18 protein-coding genes are annotated in these 17,678 nt (G+C 71.0%); 10 read left to right on the top strand and 8 right to left on the bottom strand.

Annotation, left to right across the window (positions count from 1 at the left end; genetic code table 11):
• The first annotated feature begins 2 nt into the window (after nt 1-2).
• The 6 genes from ACZ64A_RS18665 to ACZ64A_RS18640 all read left to right on the top strand — a co-directional run bounded on the left by ACZ64A_RS18665 (nt 3) and on the right by ACZ64A_RS18640 (nt 3,940).
• A complete protein-coding gene (locus ACZ64A_RS18665) occupies nt 3-650 on the top strand; it encodes a UdgX family uracil-DNA binding protein (protein WP_469811461.1) in 648 nt (215 codons plus the stop codon).
• A gap of 16 nt (nt 651-666) precedes the next feature.
• Nucleotides 667-1,191 carry a GNAT family N-acetyltransferase gene (locus tag ACZ64A_RS18660; protein ID WP_469811460.1) on the top strand — a complete coding sequence of 175 codons (525 nt, stop codon included), beginning with the start codon at nt 667-669 and terminating at the stop codon, nt 1,189-1,191.
• An 85-nt stretch (nt 1,192-1,276) separates the two neighbouring features.
• Nucleotides 1,277-1,588 carry a DUF4229 domain-containing protein gene (locus tag ACZ64A_RS18655; protein ID WP_469811459.1) on the top strand — a complete coding sequence of 104 codons (312 nt, stop codon included), beginning with the start codon at nt 1,277-1,279 and terminating at the stop codon, nt 1,586-1,588.
• Between the two features lie 132 nt (nt 1,589-1,720).
• Nucleotides 1,721-1,822 (top strand): putative leader peptide, encoded by a 102-nt coding sequence (locus tag ACZ64A_RS18650; RefSeq protein WP_361637927.1) that lies wholly within the window; start codon nt 1,721-1,723, stop codon nt 1,820-1,822.
• A 64-nt stretch (nt 1,823-1,886) separates the two neighbouring features.
• The gene (locus ACZ64A_RS18645) at nt 1,887-3,200 is read left to right on the top strand and encodes a dicarboxylate/amino acid:cation symporter (protein WP_469811458.1); all 1,314 of its coding nucleotides are present in this window, start codon (nt 1,887-1,889) and stop codon (nt 3,198-3,200) included.
• Between the two features lie 89 nt (nt 3,201-3,289).
• On the top strand, nt 3,290-3,940 hold the full coding sequence (locus ACZ64A_RS18640) for a TetR/AcrR family transcriptional regulator (protein WP_469811457.1): 651 nt from the start codon (nt 3,290-3,292) through the stop codon (nt 3,938-3,940).
• 52 nt (nt 3,941-3,992) lie between these two features.
• Here the strand turns inward: ACZ64A_RS18640 and ACZ64A_RS18635 are convergent, their stop codons facing one another.
• Complete coding sequence (locus ACZ64A_RS18635) at nt 3,993-4,874, bottom strand: MaoC family dehydratase (protein ID WP_469811456.1); 882 nt, start codon at nt 4,872-4,874, stop codon at nt 3,993-3,995.
• 319 nt (nt 4,875-5,193) lie between these two features.
• Here ACZ64A_RS18635 and ACZ64A_RS18630 point away from each other — a divergent pair, with 319 nt between their 5' ends.
• A complete protein-coding gene (locus ACZ64A_RS18630; RefSeq protein ID WP_469811455.1) occupies nt 5,194-7,122 on the top strand; it encodes an AMP-dependent synthetase/ligase in 1,929 nt (642 codons plus the stop codon).
• Nucleotides 7,123-7,264: 142 nt separating this feature from the next.
• Here the strand turns inward: ACZ64A_RS18630 and ccsB are convergent, their stop codons facing one another.
• The 7 genes from ccsB to hemL form a co-directional block, all read right to left on the bottom strand.
• Entirely contained in the window at nt 7,265-8,344 is a 1,080-nt protein-coding gene (ccsB, locus tag ACZ64A_RS18625; RefSeq protein WP_469811454.1) for a c-type cytochrome biogenesis protein CcsB, read from the bottom strand.
• A complete protein-coding gene (gene resB, locus ACZ64A_RS18620; protein WP_469811453.1) occupies nt 8,341-10,083 on the bottom strand; it encodes a cytochrome c biogenesis protein ResB in 1,743 nt (580 codons plus the stop codon). Before resB ends, ccsB begins: the two co-directional genes overlap by 4 nt.
• A gap of 4 nt (nt 10,084-10,087) precedes the next feature.
• Nucleotides 10,088-10,867: a cytochrome c biogenesis CcdA family protein gene (locus ACZ64A_RS18615; RefSeq protein ID WP_469811452.1), complete on the bottom strand. Its 780-nt coding sequence runs from the start codon at nt 10,865-10,867 to the stop codon at nt 10,088-10,090.
• A gap of 1 nt (nt 10,868) precedes the next feature.
• Nucleotides 10,869-11,501 carry a TlpA family protein disulfide reductase gene (locus ACZ64A_RS18610; protein ID WP_469811451.1) on the bottom strand — a complete coding sequence of 211 codons (633 nt, stop codon included), beginning with the start codon at nt 11,499-11,501 and terminating at the stop codon, nt 10,869-10,871.
• Between the two features lie 202 nt (nt 11,502-11,703).
• Nucleotides 11,704-12,957: a polysaccharide deacetylase family protein gene (locus ACZ64A_RS18605; RefSeq protein WP_469811449.1), complete on the bottom strand. Its 1,254-nt coding sequence runs from the start codon at nt 12,955-12,957 to the stop codon at nt 11,704-11,706.
• Nucleotides 12,958-13,130: 173 nt separating this feature from the next.
• Entirely contained in the window at nt 13,131-13,778 is a 648-nt protein-coding gene (locus ACZ64A_RS18600; protein WP_469811898.1) for a histidine phosphatase family protein, read from the bottom strand.
• A 35-nt stretch (nt 13,779-13,813) separates the two neighbouring features.
• On the bottom strand, nt 13,814-15,130 hold the full coding sequence (gene hemL / locus ACZ64A_RS18595) for a glutamate-1-semialdehyde 2,1-aminomutase (protein WP_469811448.1): 1,317 nt from the start codon (nt 15,128-15,130) through the stop codon (nt 13,814-13,816).
• Between the two features lie 294 nt (nt 15,131-15,424).
• Between hemL and ACZ64A_RS18590 the strand changes: the two genes are divergently transcribed.
• The 3 genes from ACZ64A_RS18590 (at nt 15,425) to ACZ64A_RS18580 (ending at nt 17,650) form a co-directional block, all read left to right on the top strand.
• Nucleotides 15,425-16,078, top strand: a complete 654-nt coding sequence (locus ACZ64A_RS18590; RefSeq protein WP_469811447.1) for a hypothetical protein — start codon at nt 15,425-15,427, stop codon at nt 16,076-16,078.
• Between the two features lie 124 nt (nt 16,079-16,202).
• On the top strand, nt 16,203-16,454 hold the full coding sequence (locus ACZ64A_RS18585; RefSeq protein WP_469811445.1) for a hypothetical protein: 252 nt from the start codon (nt 16,203-16,205) through the stop codon (nt 16,452-16,454).
• Nucleotides 16,455-16,465: 11 nt separating this feature from the next.
• Nucleotides 16,466-17,650: an SPFH domain-containing protein gene (locus ACZ64A_RS18580; protein WP_469811444.1), complete on the top strand. Its 1,185-nt coding sequence runs from the start codon at nt 16,466-16,468 to the stop codon at nt 17,648-17,650.
• Nucleotides 17,651-17,678 lie beyond the last annotated feature (28 nt).

Here is a 17,678-nt window from a genome sequence, read left to right as displayed (position 1 = left end):
GCATGCCAACGACGGCACCCGAAGACCAGTACGACGCCGCGCCCTTCGTTCCGGAGCGCGGCGGGATCCCCGCCCTGCGAAAAGCCGCCGCCGAGTGCCGGGGTTGTCCACTCCACCTCGCCGCCACCCAGACCGTCTTCGGTGCCGGGAACCCGCATGCCCGAGTCATGCTCGTCGGCGAGCAGCCGGGCGATCAGGAGGACCGGCAGGGGAAGCCGTTCGTCGGGCCGGCCGGGAAGCTGCTGGACCGGGCTCTCGCCGAGGCCGGGATCGATCCGGCCGAGGCGTATGTCACGAACGCCGTGAAGCACTTCAAGTTCACCCAGGCCGAGCCGAGGAAGCGGCGTATCCACAAGGCGCCGAGCCTGCGGGAGATGACGGCGTGCGGGCCGTGGCTCGCCGCCGAGCTGGCGGTCGTGGAGCCGGAGCTGATCGTGGTGCTGGGGGCGACGGCGGGCAAGGCGCTGCTCGGGTCGTCGTTCCGGGTGACCGAGGTGCGCGGGACGGTGCTGGAGCGGGAGATCCACGGGCGCAGCGAGCGGCTGGTGCCGACCGTGCATCCGTCGTCGGTGCTGCGTGCGGACGACCGGGAGTCGGCGTACCAGGGGCTCGTCTCGGATCTCAAAACGGCGGCGCGCGTGCTGGCGTAATAGATACGATGGGGTCATGCCCCTTACCTTCACGCTGGACCCCACCGTCGACGCCGGTCTGCGCGACGGCATCCTCGATCTGTGGACGGACGTCTCCAATGCCGGCGGGGCCGTCGGCTTCGTCGCGCCGGTGACGCGGGAGACGATCCGGCCGGAGCTGGTCAAGCACTTCGCGGGGATGGCCGAGGGACGCACCCGGCTGCTGGTCGGCCACGACGAGGACGGGCGGGTGGCGGCGACCGCCTTCTACTCCTTCAACAGCCACCGGCTGATGACGCACTGGGTCTGGCTGTACACGGTGATGGTGCACCCGCGCCACCAGGGCAAGGGCTACGGCCGTGACCTGCTGGCGGCCGCCGCGGACGCGGCCCGCGGCTTCGAGGGCATCGAGGCGATCCGGCTGACCTGCCGGGGCGGCCTCGGCCTGGAGCGGTTCTACGGCTCCTGCGGCTACAAGGAGGTCGGCCGGGTGCCGGGGGCGATCCGGGTGGCGCCGGGGGACGACCGCGACGACATCACCATGCTGCTGCCGCTGCCCTGACGCGGGGGCACCCCCGTCGGTGATCGCTGCGGGGGCGTGCTTCACTGGAGACTGTCCCTGTTTGGAATCGGAAGAGTGGATTGAGATGCTCCGCTACACGCTGATGCGCCTCGGGATCTTCGTGGGCTGCCTCGTGGTGGTCTGGGGTCTCGTCTACTCCGGTGTCGTTCCGCGCGGCCTCGGCTCGTCCAACGGCATGTGGGTCGTCCTGCTCTCCCTGGTGATCTCCGCCCCCATCAGCTTCGTCGCGCTGCGCGGGGAGCGGGACCGGGCGTCGCGGAAGATCGCGCCCAAGGTCGACCGCATGCGTGCCAACATGCAGGCGAACCTCCAGGCGAACCAGAGCCAGGAGGACGTCGCCGACGACGCCGCCCGCGCGCAGGGACAGGCGTCGTAGCACCCGCAGCGCTTCGGAGCGCCCCGGTGACCTCGGTCGCCGGGGCGCTTTGCGTTGTATGGGTGGATACGGCGTCCGGCCTCTCAAAGCAAGGCTTTGGGATTCCCAAAGTTCAAGTGTTAACGTCTTAGGGTGAAGTCAGCAGCCGCGTCCCCTCATCTCCCGAGCCTTCTGCTCGTGGCGCGCCTGCACGTGGATCTCTGCCGGTGCGCGTCCGGGATCTGTCGCCCCTGACGTCTCGCGACCCCCGTCTCGCGACCCCCCGTCCACGTCAGCCCCTACGCGTCCCCAACGGAGCATGTCCGTGTCCTCGAACACGAAGTCCTTCAAGCTGCCCTTCTGGGCCCAGATAGTCGCCGGCCTCGTCCTGGGCGTCCTGCTCGGCTGGATCGCCCGCAGCCAGGACGTGTCCTGGCTGGTGACCACGCTGGAGAAGATCGGCGACATCTTCATCGGCCTGCTGAAGCTCGCCGTCGCCCCGCTCGTCTTCTTCGCGATCCTCGTCTCGATCACCAACCTGCGGAAGGTCAACAACGCGGCGCGCCTGGCGTCCCGGACCCTGCTGTGGTTCATGATCACGTCGCTGATCGCGGTGAGCATCGGCCTGGCCATCGGCCTGCTCACCAACCCCGGCGCCGGTACCGGCCTCACCCCGGCCGACGGCGGCAAGCCCAAGCACACCGGTTCCTGGCTGGACTTCCTCACCGGCATCGTCCCGACCGACGTCATCACGCCGTTCACCGAGCTGAACGTGCTGCAGATCGTCTTCATGGCGGCCGTCGCCGGTATCGCCGCGCTCCAGCTCGGCGACAAGGCCCAGCCGATCCTCACCCTCAGCGAGTCCGTGCTGGAGCTGCTGCAGAAGGCGCTGTGGTGGGTCATCCGGCTCGCCCCGCTCGGCACCGTCGGCCTCATCGGCAACGCCATCGCCACCTACGGCTGGGACCTGATCGGCAAGTACGCCACCTTCACCGCCGACATCTACGTCGGCTGCGCGCTCGTCCTCTTCGTCGTCTACCCGACGCTGCTGGCGACCGTCGCCAAGGCCAACCCGCTGCAGTTCTTCAAGGGCGCCTGGCCCGCGATCCAGCTGGCGTTCGTCTCCCGCTCCTCGGTCGGCACCATGCCGGTCACGCAGAAGGTCACCGAGCGCCTCGGCGTGCCGAAGGAGTACGCCTCCTTCGCGGTGCCGTTCGGCGCGACCACCAAGATGGACGGCTGCGCCGCGATCTACCCGGCGATCGCCGCGATCTTCGTCGCGCAGATCTTCGGCATCGGCCTGAACGTGGGCGACTACCTGCTCATCGCGTTCGTCTCCGTGGTCGGCTCGGCCGCCACCGCAGGCCTCACCGGCGCGACGGTCATGCTGACGCTCACCCTGTCCACGCTGGGCCTGCCGATGGAGGGCGTCGGCCTGCTCCTCGCCATCGACCCGATCCTGGACATGATGCGCACCGCCACCAACGTGGCGGGCCAGGCCCTGGTCCCGGTCATCGTCGCGGCCCGGGAGAACCTCCTGGACCGCGCGGCCTACGACGCGGCGGGCGGCGCCTCGCTGGTGGACGAGCCGGAGCGGGCCGAGGACCGCGAGCCGGTGGCCGCGGCGGCCTGACCCGAGCGTGCCCGGAGGGCGGCGGGGCGAACTGCCTCGCCGCCCTCGGCGTATCCGGAAGGCTGGACGCGGCCCGTACGCTGGTGCGCATGGGTTCGGGTGCGGTGAAGACCAAGCGGATGCCCCGGGCGGTCCGTGAACGGCAGATGCTGGACGCGGCCGTGCGCATCTTCGGGCAGCGCGGCTACATGGCCGCCTCGATGGACGACATCGCCGAACTCGCCGGTGTCTCCAAGCCGTTGGTGTATCTGTACCTGAACTCCAAGGAAGACCTGTTCACGGCCGTCATCCGCCGGGAGGCCGCGGCGCTCACGGAGGCGGTGCGCGGTGCCGTCGATCCGCGGCTGCCCGCCGACCGCCAACTGTGGGACGGGCTGCTGGCGTTCTTCACGCACACCGCGCAGCATCCGGACGCCTGGTCCGTGCTGCATCTCCAAGCCCGCACCCATGGCGAGCCGTTCGCGAGCGAGGTCGCCGCGCGGCGTGCGGAACTCGTCGCCGTCGTGACCCGGCTGATCGTGGTCGCCGCCCGCGACGCCCACCACAATCCCGACCTGGCCGAGCGTGAGGTCGCCGGGCTGGCCGAGGCCCTGGTCGGCGCCGCGGAGTCCCTCGCCGCATGGGGGAACGCCACCGACGGCGTCTCGGCCCGGCAGTCGGCGGCGACCCTGATGAACTTCGCCTGGTCCGGCCTCGGCAACCTGATGGCGGGCCACCGCTGGTCACCCCCACCGGCCTGAGCACCGCGCCCGGGGTGTCACCCCCGTCCGCGTGAGCCTCGGCCCCCGGGTGTCACCCCCGCCCGCGTGAGCCGAGCGGTACCGCGAGTCCTCTCAGGTGGACCCTGTCGGCGCCGCGCAGCGCGAACCGGCCCTCGCCGTCCTGTGCGTAGCGCACCGTGCCCGGCAGCAGCACCGGCGCCCGGAACTCGGCCCGCACGTGGGCCGCGTCGGGCACGCCGTGCGCGGCCAGGCAGCGTGCCACGCTCCACATGCCGTGCGCGACGGCCCGCGGGAAGCCGAACAGCCGGGCGGTGAGCGGGTGCAGGTGGATGGGGTTGCGGTCGCCGGAGACGGCGCCGTAGCGGCGGCCGAGGTCCCCGCCGAGCCGCCACTCGGCGACCACGGGCGGCTCGGGCGCGTCCCCGGCGGGCGCGTACCCGGCCGGCGCGGTGGCGGCCGCCGACGTGCGGTGCCGTGCCAGGTAGGTGCTCGTCGACTCCCACACGACGGCCCCGCCGTCCCGCAGTTCGGTGACCACGACCGCCTCGGTGCCGCGCCGGTGCGGTACCAGCCGGTCCACGCGCACCCCCACGTCGTACGTCCCCGTGGCGGCGAGTGCCGTGTGCCGGGTGATCTCGATCGACGTGTGGACCAGCCCCGGCAGCGGCAGCGGGAAGGTGCGGGCGCTCATCAGCCGCAGGGCGAGCGGGAAGCCGAGGACGTGCGGGTAGGTGACCGGCAGGGCGTCGCCGGCGGCGGCGAAGCCGCACACCCGCTCGTAGGCGGCCAGGCGGGCGAGGTCGACGTGCAGGCCGGACACGCGCAGTCCGGGCGGCAGCCGGCCGTCCGGGGCCGCCGCGTCCGGGCGGGGCCGCTTCAGCGGGGCCAGCAGCGCTCCGCGCACCAGCAGGGGTGTGAGGGCCGGCGGCCGGGTGAGGGTCTTCTCGCGCATCACGCCCCCAGCTGGACACAATTTGCTTACTCCGGAGTAAGGTTACCGATGGTAAGTCTATGTCGACCGGCCGTGGTTGCGCCAACTGCCGTGTGACCTGGGCTACATGAGCCTCTCTCACACGGTTCCGGACGCTGCACAGCCCCGGCCCCGGACCCCCTCGGAACCCGCACAAGGCCCCCACAGGGGCCCCGTACGATTCCCCTGCCCAACCGCCGGTGACCGTCCGCTCACGCCACCAGCGGTGAACGCCCCGCCGGGCGAGGCACGTACGTCTTGCAGCAAGCAGTGCCGCTGCTGCACGCACCAGGAGCCGCCCGTGTCCACGCCGTTCCCCACTTCCGCCGACTACGCCGCTCCCCGGGGCCCCGTCCTGGTGGCACCGGAGACCAAGCGGCTGGGCGGGGCGGTGCGCGAGGCGTACGTCCCGCCCCTCGCCCAGCCCGTCCGCCACGGCTCCCTCGCCGACCTGCCCTTCGACAACGCGGATGCCGCGCCCGGCGCGGTGGTCCTCAGCCGGCGCCATCCGGACGGCCGGTGGACGGACGTGACGGCCGCCGAGTTCGCCGCGCAGGTCCAGGCGGTGGCCAAGGGCCTGATCTCCGAGGGCCTGGTGCCGGGCGACCGCATCGCGATCATGGCGCGCACCACGTACGAGTGGACCCTGCTCGACTTCGCCGCCTGGGCGGCCGGCCTGGTCACCGTGCCGGTCTACCCCACCTCCTCGCCCTTCCAGACCCGCTGGATCCTGCAGGACTCCGGCGCCGTCACGCTGATCACCGAGACCGTCGCGCAGGCCGCCGCGATCGGCCCCGAGCGGGCGCACCTGCCGGACCTGCGGCATGTGTGGGTGATGGAGAAGGGCCACGTGGAGCAGCTCGCCGAGGTCGGCGCGGCGCACGTCCCCGACCAGGAGGTGGACGTACGGCGCGGGATGCTCGGCCCCGACACCCTCGCCACCCTGATCTACACCTCCGGCACCACCGGCCGCCCCAAGGGCTGCGCGCTCAGCCACGGCAACTTCTTCGCCGAGGTCGACAACGCCATCGAGCTGCTCTACCCGGTGTTCCGGGCGAAGAGCGAGGACGAGCCGTCGGTGCTGTTGTTCCTGCCGATGTCCCACGTCTTCGGCCGCATGGTGGCGATCGCCTGCATACGCGCCCGGGTCCGGCTCGGCCACGCCCCCAGCCTGAAGCCGGACGAACTGCTGCCCGACCTGGCGGCCTTCCGGCCCACCTGTCTGCTGACCATCCCCTACATGCTGGAGAAGGTCTTCAACTCGGCCCGCGCCAAGGCCGAGTCGGGCGGCAAGCTGGGCGCCTTCGACCGGGCGGTGGCGGTGGCCCGGCGCTACGGCGAGGCGGTCGAGGACCGGCAGACCGGCACCGGCAGCGGTCCTGCGGCGGCGCTCAAGGCGGGGCGGGCGCTGTACGACCCGCTGGTCTACCGCAAGATCCGGCAGGCGATGGGCGGCCGGGTGCGGTACGCCATCTGCGGCGGCTCCCCGCTCGGCCGGCGCCTCGCCGCGTTCTACGCGGGCGCCGGCATCGAGATCTTCGAGGGCTACGGCCTGACCGAGACCACCGGCGCGACGACGGTGACGCCGCCGCTCAAGCCGCGTCTGGGCACGGTCGGCTGGCCCCTGCCCGGCACCCGCATCCGGATCGCCGCCGACGGCGAGATCCTGGTCGCCGGCGACCATGTGCTGCGCGGCTACTGGGACCCGGCGGCCGGTGGTGTGGTCCCGGCCGCGCAGGACGGCTGGCTGGCCACGGGCGACCTCGGCGAGCTGGACGACGAGGGGTACCTGACGATCACCGGCCGCAAGAAGGAACTGCTGATCACGGCCGGCGGCAAGAGCGTCGCGCCGGCGCCGCTGGAGAACTGGCTGCGCTCACACCCGCTGATCTCCCAGGTCATGCTGGTCGGCGACGGCCGCCCCTATGTCTCGGCCCTGATCACCCTCGACATGGACGGCGTCAGCCACTGGCGCCGGATGAACGGCAAGCACCCGGTGCCGGCCGAGCTGCTCATCGGCGACGAGGAGCTGTACGCCCTCCTGCAACGCGCGATCGACGAGGCGAACCGGATGGTCTCCCGCCCCGAGTCCGTCCGCCGCTTCGCCGTCCTGCCGGTGGACTTCACCGAGGAGGCGGGACACCTCACCCCGTCGATGAAACTCCGCCGCGACACGATCCTGCGGGCGTTCGCGGACGTGGTCGAGGGGCTGTACCCCGAGCGCGCCTGAACCTCCGGACGGCACGGCACCCGGCGGGCGCGTCGTGCCTGCGGCGCCGGGTGCGTTGTCGTCTGCGGGTCTCGTTGTGGCTGGTCGCGCAGTTCCCCGCGCCCCTTTTGTGCCTGCGGCGGCCGGCCCGCGCGCCTGCCGGTCAGACGCCGGCGTAGGAGTGCTTGCCGGTGACGAAGAGGTTCACGCCGTAGTAGTTGAACAGCCAGCAGGCGAACGCGAGCAGCGCCAGGTAGGCGGCCTTGCGGCCCTTCCAGCCGGCGGTGGCGCGGGCGTGCAGGTAGCAGGCGTAGGCGACCCAGGTGATGAAGGACCAGGTCTCCTTCGGGTCCCAGCCCCAGTAGCGGCCCCAGGCGTCACCGGCCCAGATGGCGCCCGCGATGATCGTGAACGTCCACAGCGGGAAGACGGCCGCGTTGATCCGGTAGGAGAACTTGTCCAGCGAGGACGACGAGGGCAGGCGCTCCAGCACGGAGCGGGCGAAGGTGCCGGGCTTGCCGCCGGTCGCGAGCTTGTTCTCGTACGCGTCCTTGAACAGGTACATGATCGTCGCGACCGCGCCGACGTAGAACGTCGCGCCGCAGAAGATCGCGGTGGAGACGTGGATGTACAGCCAGTACGAGTGCAGCGCGGGCACCAGCTGGTCGCTCGCCGTGTACAGCACGGTCACCGCGAGACCGAGGTCGAGCAGGACCGTGGTGATCAGGAACAGGCCGAGCCAGCGGACGTTCTTCTTCAGCGCCAGCAGGCCGAGGTACACGCCGACCGCGACGGTGGAGAAGGTGATGTTGAACTCGTACATGTTGCCCCACGGCGCCCGCTGCACGGACAGCGCGCGGGTGAGGACCCCGCCGAACTCCACCAGGAAGGCGAGCACGGTCAGGGAGATCGCGATCCGGCCGTACAGGTCGCCCTGCGCGTCCCCGCCGTGCGCGCCGGGCCCGTCGGGCACGTCGCGGGAGCCCGTGGCGGACCGGACGGTCACCTTGGGCCGCTCCAGTACGGCGGTGCCGCCGGCCTTGGTGACGGTGACGGCCGGGGCGTTCGCCGCCTTCGGGTCGGCGGTCAGCGCGGCCGCGGTGCGGGCGACCTTGCTGCGGCTGCCGAAGAGCCACTCGGCGATGTAGGCGAAGAAGGCCAGGGTGTAGACGGCCATCGAGGAGTAGATCAGCACATTGCTGATGTTCGCGAGATGTTCGTTGGTGGCGGCGGCGAGGGTCACTTCTTCTCAGCCCCTTCGGCGGGTACGGAGACTTCTGAGGGGTCGGCTGCGGGGCCGGGGTCGGACTCGGGGCCGGATTCGGGCTCGGGGGCGCCCGGTGCCTGGTCGTAGAGGATTCCGGCGAGCTGCCCCAGCTCCTCGGGTACCTTCGCGGACTCGCTGCGGCCGAGCCCGGCCATCTCGACGACCGTGACGCCGTCGGCGCCCCGGACCGCGCGCACCCAGACGCGGCGGCGCTGGATGAACAGCGACGCGGCGAGACCGAAGATCGCGGCGATGGCGCCGCCCAGGGCCCAGCCGCTCGCGGGCTGCCGGGTGACCTGGAAGCCCGCCCACTCCTTGACGCCGTCGAAGGTGATCGAGCCGGCCCCGTTCGGGAGCTGCATGGTCTGGCCGACCTTCAGACGCTCGGCGAGGGGGTCGCCGTTCGCCTTCTTGAACTGCTTCAGGTGCTGGGTGTCGAGCTGGTACACGCTCTGCGGGATGCCCGCGTTCACGCCCAGGTCGCCGTGGTAGGCGTTCAGCGCGAGGCGGGGGTTCAGCAGCGCGGGGAACTGGGAGAGCATCGTGCCCCGGCCCTCGCCGGCGAAGGTCGGGATGAACACGGCCTGGAAACCGAGCTGGTCCTTCTGCCCCTGCGGGTTGCGGTAGCCGTCCATCACCTTGATCGCACCGGAGGAGGTGACGTTGCCGTCCTGCGGCAGCAGCGGCACCGCGTCCTTCATCACGACGTTGCCCTTGCCGTCGCGCACGGTGACGACGGGCGCGTAGCCGTGGCTGACGAGGTAGACCTTGGAGGCGCCGATCTCCAGCGGCTCGTTCACCTTGACGGTGGTCTTCGTGTCCTTGCCGTAGGCGCCGACGCTGTAGGTGAGGTGCGCCTCGTAGGTGCGCGGCGTGCCCCGGTTGGGCCCGGTGACCTCGTACGTCCCCTTGAAGTCGTCGAGCTTGAAGCTGAACGGCTCCAGGTCGTCGGAGGAGAAGAGGCTGCCGGACTTGAAGTCGTCGTACTGGGTGAGCGTGTTGGAGAAGCCGCCGCCCTCGACGATCAGCTTGTCGCCCTCGGACTTGAACAGCTGGCCCGCGGCGAACGCCACCAGCATCACGATCAGCGCGATGTGGAAGACCAGGTTGCCCAGCTCGCGCACATAGCCCTTCTCGGCGGCGACGGCGTCACCCGCGACATGGGCGCGGAAGCCGCGCTTCTTCAGCAGGGCGAGCGCGGCCTCGCGGACCTGCTCGGGGCCGGCCTCGGTGCGCCAGGTGGTGTGCGCGGGCAGCCGGGTCAGCCGCTTGGGCGCGCCCGGCGGGCGGCCGCGCAGCTGTCCGACGAACTGCCAGGTGCGCGGCACGATGCAGCCGATGAGGGAGACGAACAGCAGGATGTAGATCGCGGAGAACCACACCGAGCTGTAGACGTGGAACAGGCCGAGCTTGTCGTAGACCGGCGAGAGGGTGGGGTGGTCCCGGCGGAACAGCTCGACCTTGGTGGCGTCGATGCCGGTCTGCGGGATGAGGGAGCCGGGGATGGCGCCCAGCGACAGCAGCAGGAGCAGCAGCAGCGCCACCCGCATGGAGGTGAGCTGGCGCCAGAACCAGCGGGCCCAGCCGATGACGCCGAGCGAGAGGGGCGCGGACAGCTCCTCGCGGGGGGCCGTGGAGAGCTGGGAGCCGGCCGCTCCGAGGTCCTCGGCGTCGGACGGAGTCGGGTCGGACCCGTACTTCGAGGTAGTGCTCATCGAGTCAGATCCCCACAGTGAAGCCGTCGGACCAGGTCTGCATGTCCTGCACGAGGCGGTCCCAGGCGCCGGTCAGCAGCAGCAGACCGGTCGCGATCATCATGGTGCCGCCGACGCGCATCACCCAGACATAGTGGCGCTTGATCCAGCCGAAGGCGCCGAGCGCCTTGCGGAAGGCGACCGCGGTGAGCACGAAGGGCACACCGAGACCGACGCAGTAGGCGACGGTCAGCAGGGCGCCGCGGCCCGCGCTCGCCTGGTCCATGGCCAGTCCCTGCACGGCGGCGAGGGTCGGGCCGATGCAGGGGGTCCAGCCGATGCCGAACAGCGCGCCGAGGACGGGCGCGCCGACGAGTCCGGCCACCGGCCGGGTGTGGAAGCGGAACTCGCGCTGCGTCAGCCACGGCATCAGGCCCATGAAGAAGACGCCCATGAGGATCATGACGACGCCGAGGACCTTGCTCAGGACGTCCTTGTGCTGCTGGACGCTCTGGCCGAAGTAGCCGAAGAAGGCGCCGGTGGAGACGTAGACGGCGGTGAAGCCGAGGACGAACAGGGAGGCGCCGGCGACCATCCGGCCGCGCCGGGCGTCGGCGAGGTCGGTGCCGCTGACCCCGGTGACGTAGGAGAGGTAGCCGGGGACGAGCGGCAGGACGCAGGGCGAGAAGAAGGAGACGAGCCCGCCGAGCAGCGCGATGGGCAGCGCCACCAGCAGGGCTCCGTTGAGCACCGTGCCGTTGGGGTCGGAGACCGCCGCCGCGGCGAGCGTGGTGACTTCGCTCACGTCACTTCTCCGCCAGGACCGGCTTGATCATCGTCCGCAGCTTGTCCTCCGACAGGGGCTGCAGCGTACGGGCCGCGATCTTCCCGGTGCGGTCGATGACGAGCGTGGACGGGATGGACTGCGGGTTGAGCGTGCCCTTCTTGAAGCGCAGCATCAGCTTGCCCGTGGGGTCGTACAGGCTCGGGTAGCTGATGCCGAACTCCTTGTCGAAGGCGCGCGCCGGGCCGGTGGAGGTGTCGCGCGTGTTGATGCCGACGAACTGCACGCCCTGGCCCTTGAGCTCCTGGTAGACGTTCTCGAAGCCGGGCGCCTCGGCGCGGCAGGGGGGGCACCAGGAGCCCCACACGTTGATGACGACGACCTTGCCCTTGAAGTCGGCGACGTCGAGCTGCTTGCCGTCGACGGTCTCGCCTGACAGGTCGGGTGCGTCGTCGCGCTCGCCCTTGCCGGCGGTGGCGATGCCGTTCTTGCCCATGACGAAGTTGCTCTGGCCGCCTCCGCCGGAGGTGCCGCCGGAGCTGCACGCGGACAGGGTCAGCGCGGCCGCCGCGGCCGTCACGGCGAACAAGGCGGCACGGCTACGGGCGGCCCGGGTGCGGGACGAGCGCTGGGGGGCGCGGCTGGCGGCACTCATGTGAAAAGTTTCGCATGTCCGTATCGGGGATCTTGGGCACCCCCCTTGCGGGCGGAAACCCGCATTTCAGGCGGCATTTCGCGAGCCGCCCGCGGCGCGTCGCGCGCCCCGCTCTGGGCGCGTTGCGGAATCCGCCGGCGGCGCGTGCCGCGAGCCGTCCAGGACGCGTCGTGCGAGCCGCCCGAGGCGTGCTCGCGGGCGGTCACGCGGTGAGGAACTGCTTCCAGCCGCCGGCCGGGCGCTGCCCGACCTCCAGGGTGCGCAGCTTGGCGAGCACCTCGGGCTTCTGCACGTCCATCCAGTCCACGAACTGCCGGAAGGAGACCAGGCGCACGTCCGCGCCCTTCTCCTTCTCGCGCGCGATGTGTTTGAACGCCTCCTCGACGGCGTCCATGTAGATGCCGCCGTTCCAGTGCTCGAAGTGGTTGCCGATGAAGAACGGCGCCCGGTTTGTCTCGTATGCCCGCTGGAAGCCGGATATGTACGCCTGGGCGGACTGCTGCCGCCAGCCCGGGTAGTTGGCCGGCGGGGCCTTCGTGGAGTTGACGGACTGGTTGGCCAGCATGTTGTAGTCCATCGACAGCACCTCGAAGCGGCGGCCGGGGAACGGGATCTGCTGGAGCGGGAGGTCCCAGATGCCCAGCTTCTTGGACGGCCACATCTGACGGCCGCCCGGCGAGGAGGCGTCGTAGCGCCAGCCGAGCTCGCGGGCGGTGGGCAGCAGGTTGTTCTGGCCCAGCAGACACGGCGTACGGCCGCCGACCAGCTCCTTGTCGTAGTCGAACGGCAGCGGCGGCAGGTCGCTCCAGCCGGTGTTGGTCTTCCACTGCTTCACGAACGACTTCGCCTGGTCGATCTCGCTGCGCCACTGCTGCGGCGTCCAGTGGGCGACGGTGCCGTGCCCGGAGCAGAAGTGGCCGTTGAAGTGGGTGCCTATCTCGTGGCCCTCGAGCCAGGCGCGGCGGACGTTCTCCAGCGTGGACTTGATGTGGGCGTCGGTGAGGTAGCCGATGTCGGACGCGCCGCGCCGGTTGTTCGGCGGGTCGTACAGGCGCTTCTTCGACTCGGGCAGCAGATACAGCCCGGACAGGAAGAAGGTCATGCTCGCCCCGTGCTCCTTGGCGAGGTCCAGGAAGCGGGGGAAGAGGCCGTTGCCCACCTCGCCGGCGCCGTCCCAGGAGAAGATGACGAACTGCGGCGGCTCCTGCCCCGGCTCCAGCGGCTGCGGCGCGTCCGGCTGGTGCGGCTGCTTGCCGCTGAACGCCGTCGAGCCGTCCCCTATCGGACGGGCGGCGGTCGTGGGGGTGCCGGAGGGATCCTTCCCGGAACCGTCGCCGCCGCCCGAGCCGGACCCGTGGTCCGACCCGCCCGACGAGGTGCCGCAGCCCGCGAGTGAGGCGGCCGCCGCGGCGCCCGCGCCCAGGCCGAGCATTCCCCTGCGGGAGAAGGTGCGCATGAGTTCCCCGATTCGTCACGTCCTTGGGTGGTCACCCAGTCAGAGGGCGCGACGATCCGGGGGGTTCCGCGAGCGGGTATGCGTTACGCCACGAACGTAACAAAATTGCGACAAGTGACGCGCCGTCAGCTACGAGCCGGCTCCCCCCGGCCGGCTGAGCCGACAGCGCCGCGTCACGCGCCGAACGCCTTGCCCTGGCCCTTCACTGGCTTGGCGCCGGACAGCAGATGGGCCGGGACCAGGTCGCGGGCCGGCTCGGTGTAGCCGACGGAGACGATCCGGTCGCCCTGGTAGGTGAACGTCGTCAGCGAGGCGAGCGTGCACTGCCGCTTGCGCGGGTCGTGCCACAGCCGGCGCCGCTCGACGTAACTGCGCACGATCCAGATCGGCAGCTGATGGCTGACGAGCACGGCCTCGTGCCCGCGGGCGGCGTCCTTCGCGGCGTTCAGCGCGCCCATCATCCGCACCACCTGGTCGACGTACGGCTCGCCCCAGGACGGCTTGAACGGGTTGAACAGGTGCTTCCAGTTGTCCGGCTTGCGCAGCGCGCCGTCGCCGACGCCGAAGGTCTTGCCCTGGAAGACGTTCTCCGCCTCGATGAGCCGCTCGTCGGTGGCGAGGTCCAGCCCGTGCGCCTTGGCGATCGGGGTGGCCGTCTCCTGCGCCCGCTCCAGCGGGGACGCGCACACGTACGTCACGTCCCGGGAGGAGAGATGGTCGGCGACCCGCTCGGCCATCTTCCGGCCCAGCTCGGACAGGTGGTACCCGGGCAGCCGGCCGTAGAGGATGCCGTCCGGGTTGGCGACCTCGCCGTGCCGCATCAGATGGACGACGGTGATGTCCTTGCTGCTGTCGCTCACGCGGTGGCCTCCGCCGCGGCTCGGGCCGCCGCCGGGAGGGCGTCGGCGATCTTCTGGATGGCCCGCTCGTCGTGCGCGGTGGACACGAACCACGACTCGAAGGACGACGGCGGCAGGTACACACCGTTCTCCAGCAGGGCGTGGAAGAACGCGGTGAAGCGGAACGACTCCTGCTTCTTCGCCTCCTCGTAGTTCCGCACCTCACGGTCGGTGAAGAACACGGAGAACATGTTGGAGGCGGTCTGCAGCCGGTGCGCGACGCCCTCCTTGGCCAGCGCCTCGGTGACGAGCGTGCGGATCTGCTCCGACACGGCGTTCACCCGGTCGTAGGCGGCGTCGTCGAGGAGGCGCAGCTGGGCGAGGCCGGCGGCGGTGGCGACGGGGTTCCCGGAGAGGGTGCCGGCCTGGTAGACGGGGCCGGCCGGGGCGAGGTGGGCCATGACGTCGGCGCGGCCGCCGAACGCGGCGGCGGGGAAGCCACCGCCCATCACCTTGCCGAAGGTCATCAGGTCGGGCTTGACCCCGTCGATGCCGTACCACCCGGCGCGGCTGGTCCGGAAGCCGGTCATGACCTCGTCGGAGATGTACAGCGCGCCGTTCTTCTGGCAGGCGTCCTTCAGCCCCTGGTTGAAGCCGGGCTGCGGCGGCACGACACCCATGTTGCCGGGCGACGCCTCGGTGATCACACAGGCGATCTCGCCGGGGTGCCGGTGGAAGGCCTCCTGCACGGCTTCCAGGTCGTTGTACGGCAGCACGATCGTGTCGGAGGCCTGCGCGCCGGTGACACCCGGGGTGTCCGGCAGCGCGAAGGTCGCCACACCGGACCCGGCGGAGGCGAGCAGCGAGTCGACGTGGCCGTGGTAGCACCCGGCGAACTTGATGACCTTGGAGCGCCGGGTGAACCCGCGGGCGAGCCGGATGGCCGACATGGTGGCCTCGGTGCCGCTGGAGACGAGCCGGACCTGCTCGACGGGCTCCACCCGGGCGACGATCTCCTCGGCGAGCGCGACCTCGCCCTCACCGGGCGTGCCGAAGGACGTACCGCGGGCGACGGCCTCCTGCACGGCGGCGAGCACCTCGGGGTGCGCGTGCCCGAGGATCATGGGGCCCCAGGAGCAGACCAGGTCGACGTACTCGCGGCCGTCGGCGTCGGTGAGGTACGGGCCCTTGCCGGACACCATGAACCGGGGCGTGCCGCCGACGGCGCGGAAGGCCCGCACCGGCGAGTTCACGCCACCCGGCGTGACGACCGCCGCACGGTCGAACAGTGCCTGGGAGGCAGGCGCTTCGTAGGGATAGGGCAGTTCGCTCATGACGTGCGGCTTCTCCGACCTCTTCCGGGACCTTCTCCGGCTGGGCTGCCGGGTGACCTCCTCAGGGTAGGCCGACCACGCCGATACGAGAGATCCGCACCCCGCCCATCTGAGAAACTGGTCCCCGCATACGTATGGACATGACGAAGGGTCGTGTCGGGGGCTTTTCGACAAAACCTGCGGACAGCTGTTCCAGCTCACGTTTCGGCGTGTGACCGTGGGGGAGGTCACTGACACGATGATCGGGTTGCGCAGCCCCGGGCACGCAGCCTAGAAAAGCAGTCGGGTGGAGATATGCATCGCGGTGGCGGACTGGGCGAGGGGACCGATGACCTGGGTCCTCGACGCGCCCGGCGGGGAAGGCACCGGCGCGACGCGGAGGCAGCGAACGACGCACGTCAGCAGGCACAGGGTGCACCGAACGAGCCCGAGCGGCCGATCGGCCCGGAGCGGCCGGACCGGCTGAGCCGGGTGGACCGCCTCGGGGCGGGGAGCAGGAATGGTGGTCGGGTGGGGGTGACGTACAAGTACTTCGGCGCGCCGGACGGTGCGACGGCGGCCCGCGTCCCGATCTCGATGCGCCCCGAGGAACTCGGCGGCGACGAGCTCGGCATGAACGGCATGTTCACCAAGATCAAGCCGGAGACGATGGCCGCGATGGTCCTGACGGGCATCGAGGGCGTCCCCCTGCACAAGGTCCCGCCCCTGGAGCTGGTCGTCCTGCACCCCGACTACGCGGTCGTGAAACTCCCCATGACGGTCGTCGACCCCCTGCGCGACATCGGCGAGGAAGCGGTCGGCGCGGCGGCGTTCATCTGGTCCACGGTCCCGGACCGCGGCGGCCCCCGGGACGCGTTCAACGTGTACCAGCTGCTGCACGAGTGGCAGGACTTCTCACACCGGCTCCACGAGGCCGGTCACCAGCCTTATTGCCTGGTGTGGCCCTGAGCCGGCGGTGATGCTCGCGGGGATTCCCGCGGGCGGCGCCGAGGAGAGCTCCGGCCCGTTGGGTCCCGGCCGGGGTGGGTCTATCGTCGGAATCACGGGGCCAGGACGAGGAGGACGGCCGGTGATGCCACAGGACGAGGCCGTGGTCGGCTGCACGGGGACGGTACTCATAGGAACGCGCGGATCCGCGGGCCCCGGCGAGATCCTGGTCCGGGTCAGAGGCGGTTCCGAGACCTTCCTCGCCTGGTCGGAGAACCCCCTGTCGGCGGGCGCGACGGTGCTCGTGATCGAATCGCGGGGATGCCGTGAGGTCGGTGTCATCGAGTGGGTGGATCCATTGGACGCGCTCGGCGAGCACACCGCCGACGCCGACTGAGGAGTACAGGCATGTTCGGTTACCGCGTCCCCGCCCCCGACGAGGCGATGCTGATCTCGGGAGGAAGGCGGGGCCTGGGGGGTGCGCCGTTTCGCGTGGTGACGGGGCATGGCAAGTTCGTGCTCCCGGTCTTCCGCAAGGTCCGGTTCCTCACCCTGTCCATGTGCGAGTCCGAGGTCACCGAGACCTGTGTGACCAGGCAGGGCATCGCGTTGCACGTCCGCGCGGTCATCGCCTTCAAGGTCGGCAACGATCATGAAAGCATCATCAACGCGGGCCAGCGCTTCCTCTCCGACCAGGAGCAGATGTCGGTGCTCACCGGCCGGATCTTCGCCGGTCATCTGCGGGCGATCATCGGCTCGATGACGGTCGAGGAGATCGTCACCGAACGGCAGAAGCTCGCCGCGGAGGTCCTGGACACCTCCAAGGTCGAGATGGCCAAGATCGGCCTGACCGTCGACTCCCTGCAGATCCAGTCGATCGACGACGGCGACACCGGTTACATCGAGGCGATGTCCGCGCCGCACAAGGCGGCCATCCAGCGGCAGGCCCAGATCGCGCAGGCGCAGGCCACCCAGGCCGCGGCCGAGGCGGAGCAGGCGGCGGCCCGCGCGCAGGCCGAGTACGCCCGGCAGACCGCCATCGTCAAGGCCGAGTACTCGGCCGAGGTGGACCGCGCCCAGGCCAAGTCCGCGCAGGCCGGACCGCTCGCGCAGGCCGACGCCCAGCAGGAGGTGCTCGCCGCCCAGACGGAACTGGCCCAGAGGCAGGCCGAGTTGCGTCAGCAGCAGTTGGTGGCCGAGATCGTGAAGCCCGCCGAGGCCGAGGCCGAGCGGGTCAGGATCCTCGCGGCCGCCGAGGCACAGCGGATGAAGATCCAGGCGGAGGCGGCGGCCTCGTACGACCGGGTCGCGCTCGACCGGATGCTGATCGACCAGCTCCCGCAGATCGTCAAGGAGGCCGCCGGCGGTCTCGCCGGCGCCAACGTCAACGTCCTCAACGGTGCCGACGGCCTCGGCGAGATCGCCGCCGGCCTGGTGTCCCAGGGCCTGACGATCCTCGACTCGGTCCGGCAGAACCTGAACGGCCAGGACTCCGACGGCCACCGCCCCGAGAAGAACGAGGACAACGGCCTGCTCCGACTGGCCGCGGGCAAGGAGCAGAAGCCGAACGACGGCCGGGTGGACGTCGACTGAGCCCGCCGGCGGGCGCACCTCCCCGGCC

It is taken from the genome of Streptomyces sp. NPDC104814 (genome assembly GCF_055583185.1).
The sequence above is the reverse complement of the archived record's forward strand: the minus strand, read 5'-3'. Positions and strand labels throughout refer to the sequence as shown.

Coding starts and splice junctions, on each gene's coding strand:
- ACZ64A_RS18665 (WP_469811461.1), top strand. CDS start 3: ATGCCAACGACGGCACCCGAAGACCAGTACGACGCCGCGCCCTTCGTT.
- ACZ64A_RS18660 (WP_469811460.1), top strand. CDS start 667: ATGCCCCTTACCTTCACGCTGGACCCCACCGTCGACGCCGGTCTGCGC.
- ACZ64A_RS18655 (WP_469811459.1), top strand. CDS start 1,277: ATGCTCCGCTACACGCTGATGCGCCTCGGGATCTTCGTGGGCTGCCTC.
- ACZ64A_RS18645 (WP_469811458.1), top strand. CDS start 1,887: ATGTCCGTGTCCTCGAACACGAAGTCCTTCAAGCTGCCCTTCTGGGCC.
- ACZ64A_RS18640 (WP_469811457.1), top strand. CDS start 3,290: ATGGGTTCGGGTGCGGTGAAGACCAAGCGGATGCCCCGGGCGGTCCGT.
- ACZ64A_RS18635 (WP_469811456.1), bottom strand. CDS start 4,874: ATGCGCGAGAAGACCCTCACCCGGCCGCCGGCCCTCACACCCCTGCTG.
- resB (WP_469811453.1), bottom strand. CDS start 10,083: ATGAGCACTACCTCGAAGTACGGGTCCGACCCGACTCCGTCCGACGCC.
- ACZ64A_RS18610 (WP_469811451.1), bottom strand. CDS start 11,501: ATGAGTGCCGCCAGCCGCGCCCCCCAGCGCTCGTCCCGCACCCGGGCC.
- ACZ64A_RS18605 (WP_469811449.1), bottom strand. CDS start 12,957: ATGCGCACCTTCTCCCGCAGGGGAATGCTCGGCCTGGGCGCGGGCGCC.
- ACZ64A_RS18600 (WP_469811898.1), bottom strand. CDS start 13,778: ATGCGGCACGGCGAGGTCGCCAACCCGGACGGCATCCTCTACGGCCGG.
- hemL (WP_469811448.1), bottom strand. CDS start 15,130: ATGAGCGAACTGCCCTATCCCTACGAAGCGCCTGCCTCCCAGGCACTG.
- ACZ64A_RS18590 (WP_469811447.1), top strand. CDS start 15,425: ATGCATCGCGGTGGCGGACTGGGCGAGGGGACCGATGACCTGGGTCCT.
- ACZ64A_RS18585 (WP_469811445.1), top strand. CDS start 16,203: ATGCCACAGGACGAGGCCGTGGTCGGCTGCACGGGGACGGTACTCATA.
- ACZ64A_RS18580 (WP_469811444.1), top strand. CDS start 16,466: ATGTTCGGTTACCGCGTCCCCGCCCCCGACGAGGCGATGCTGATCTCG.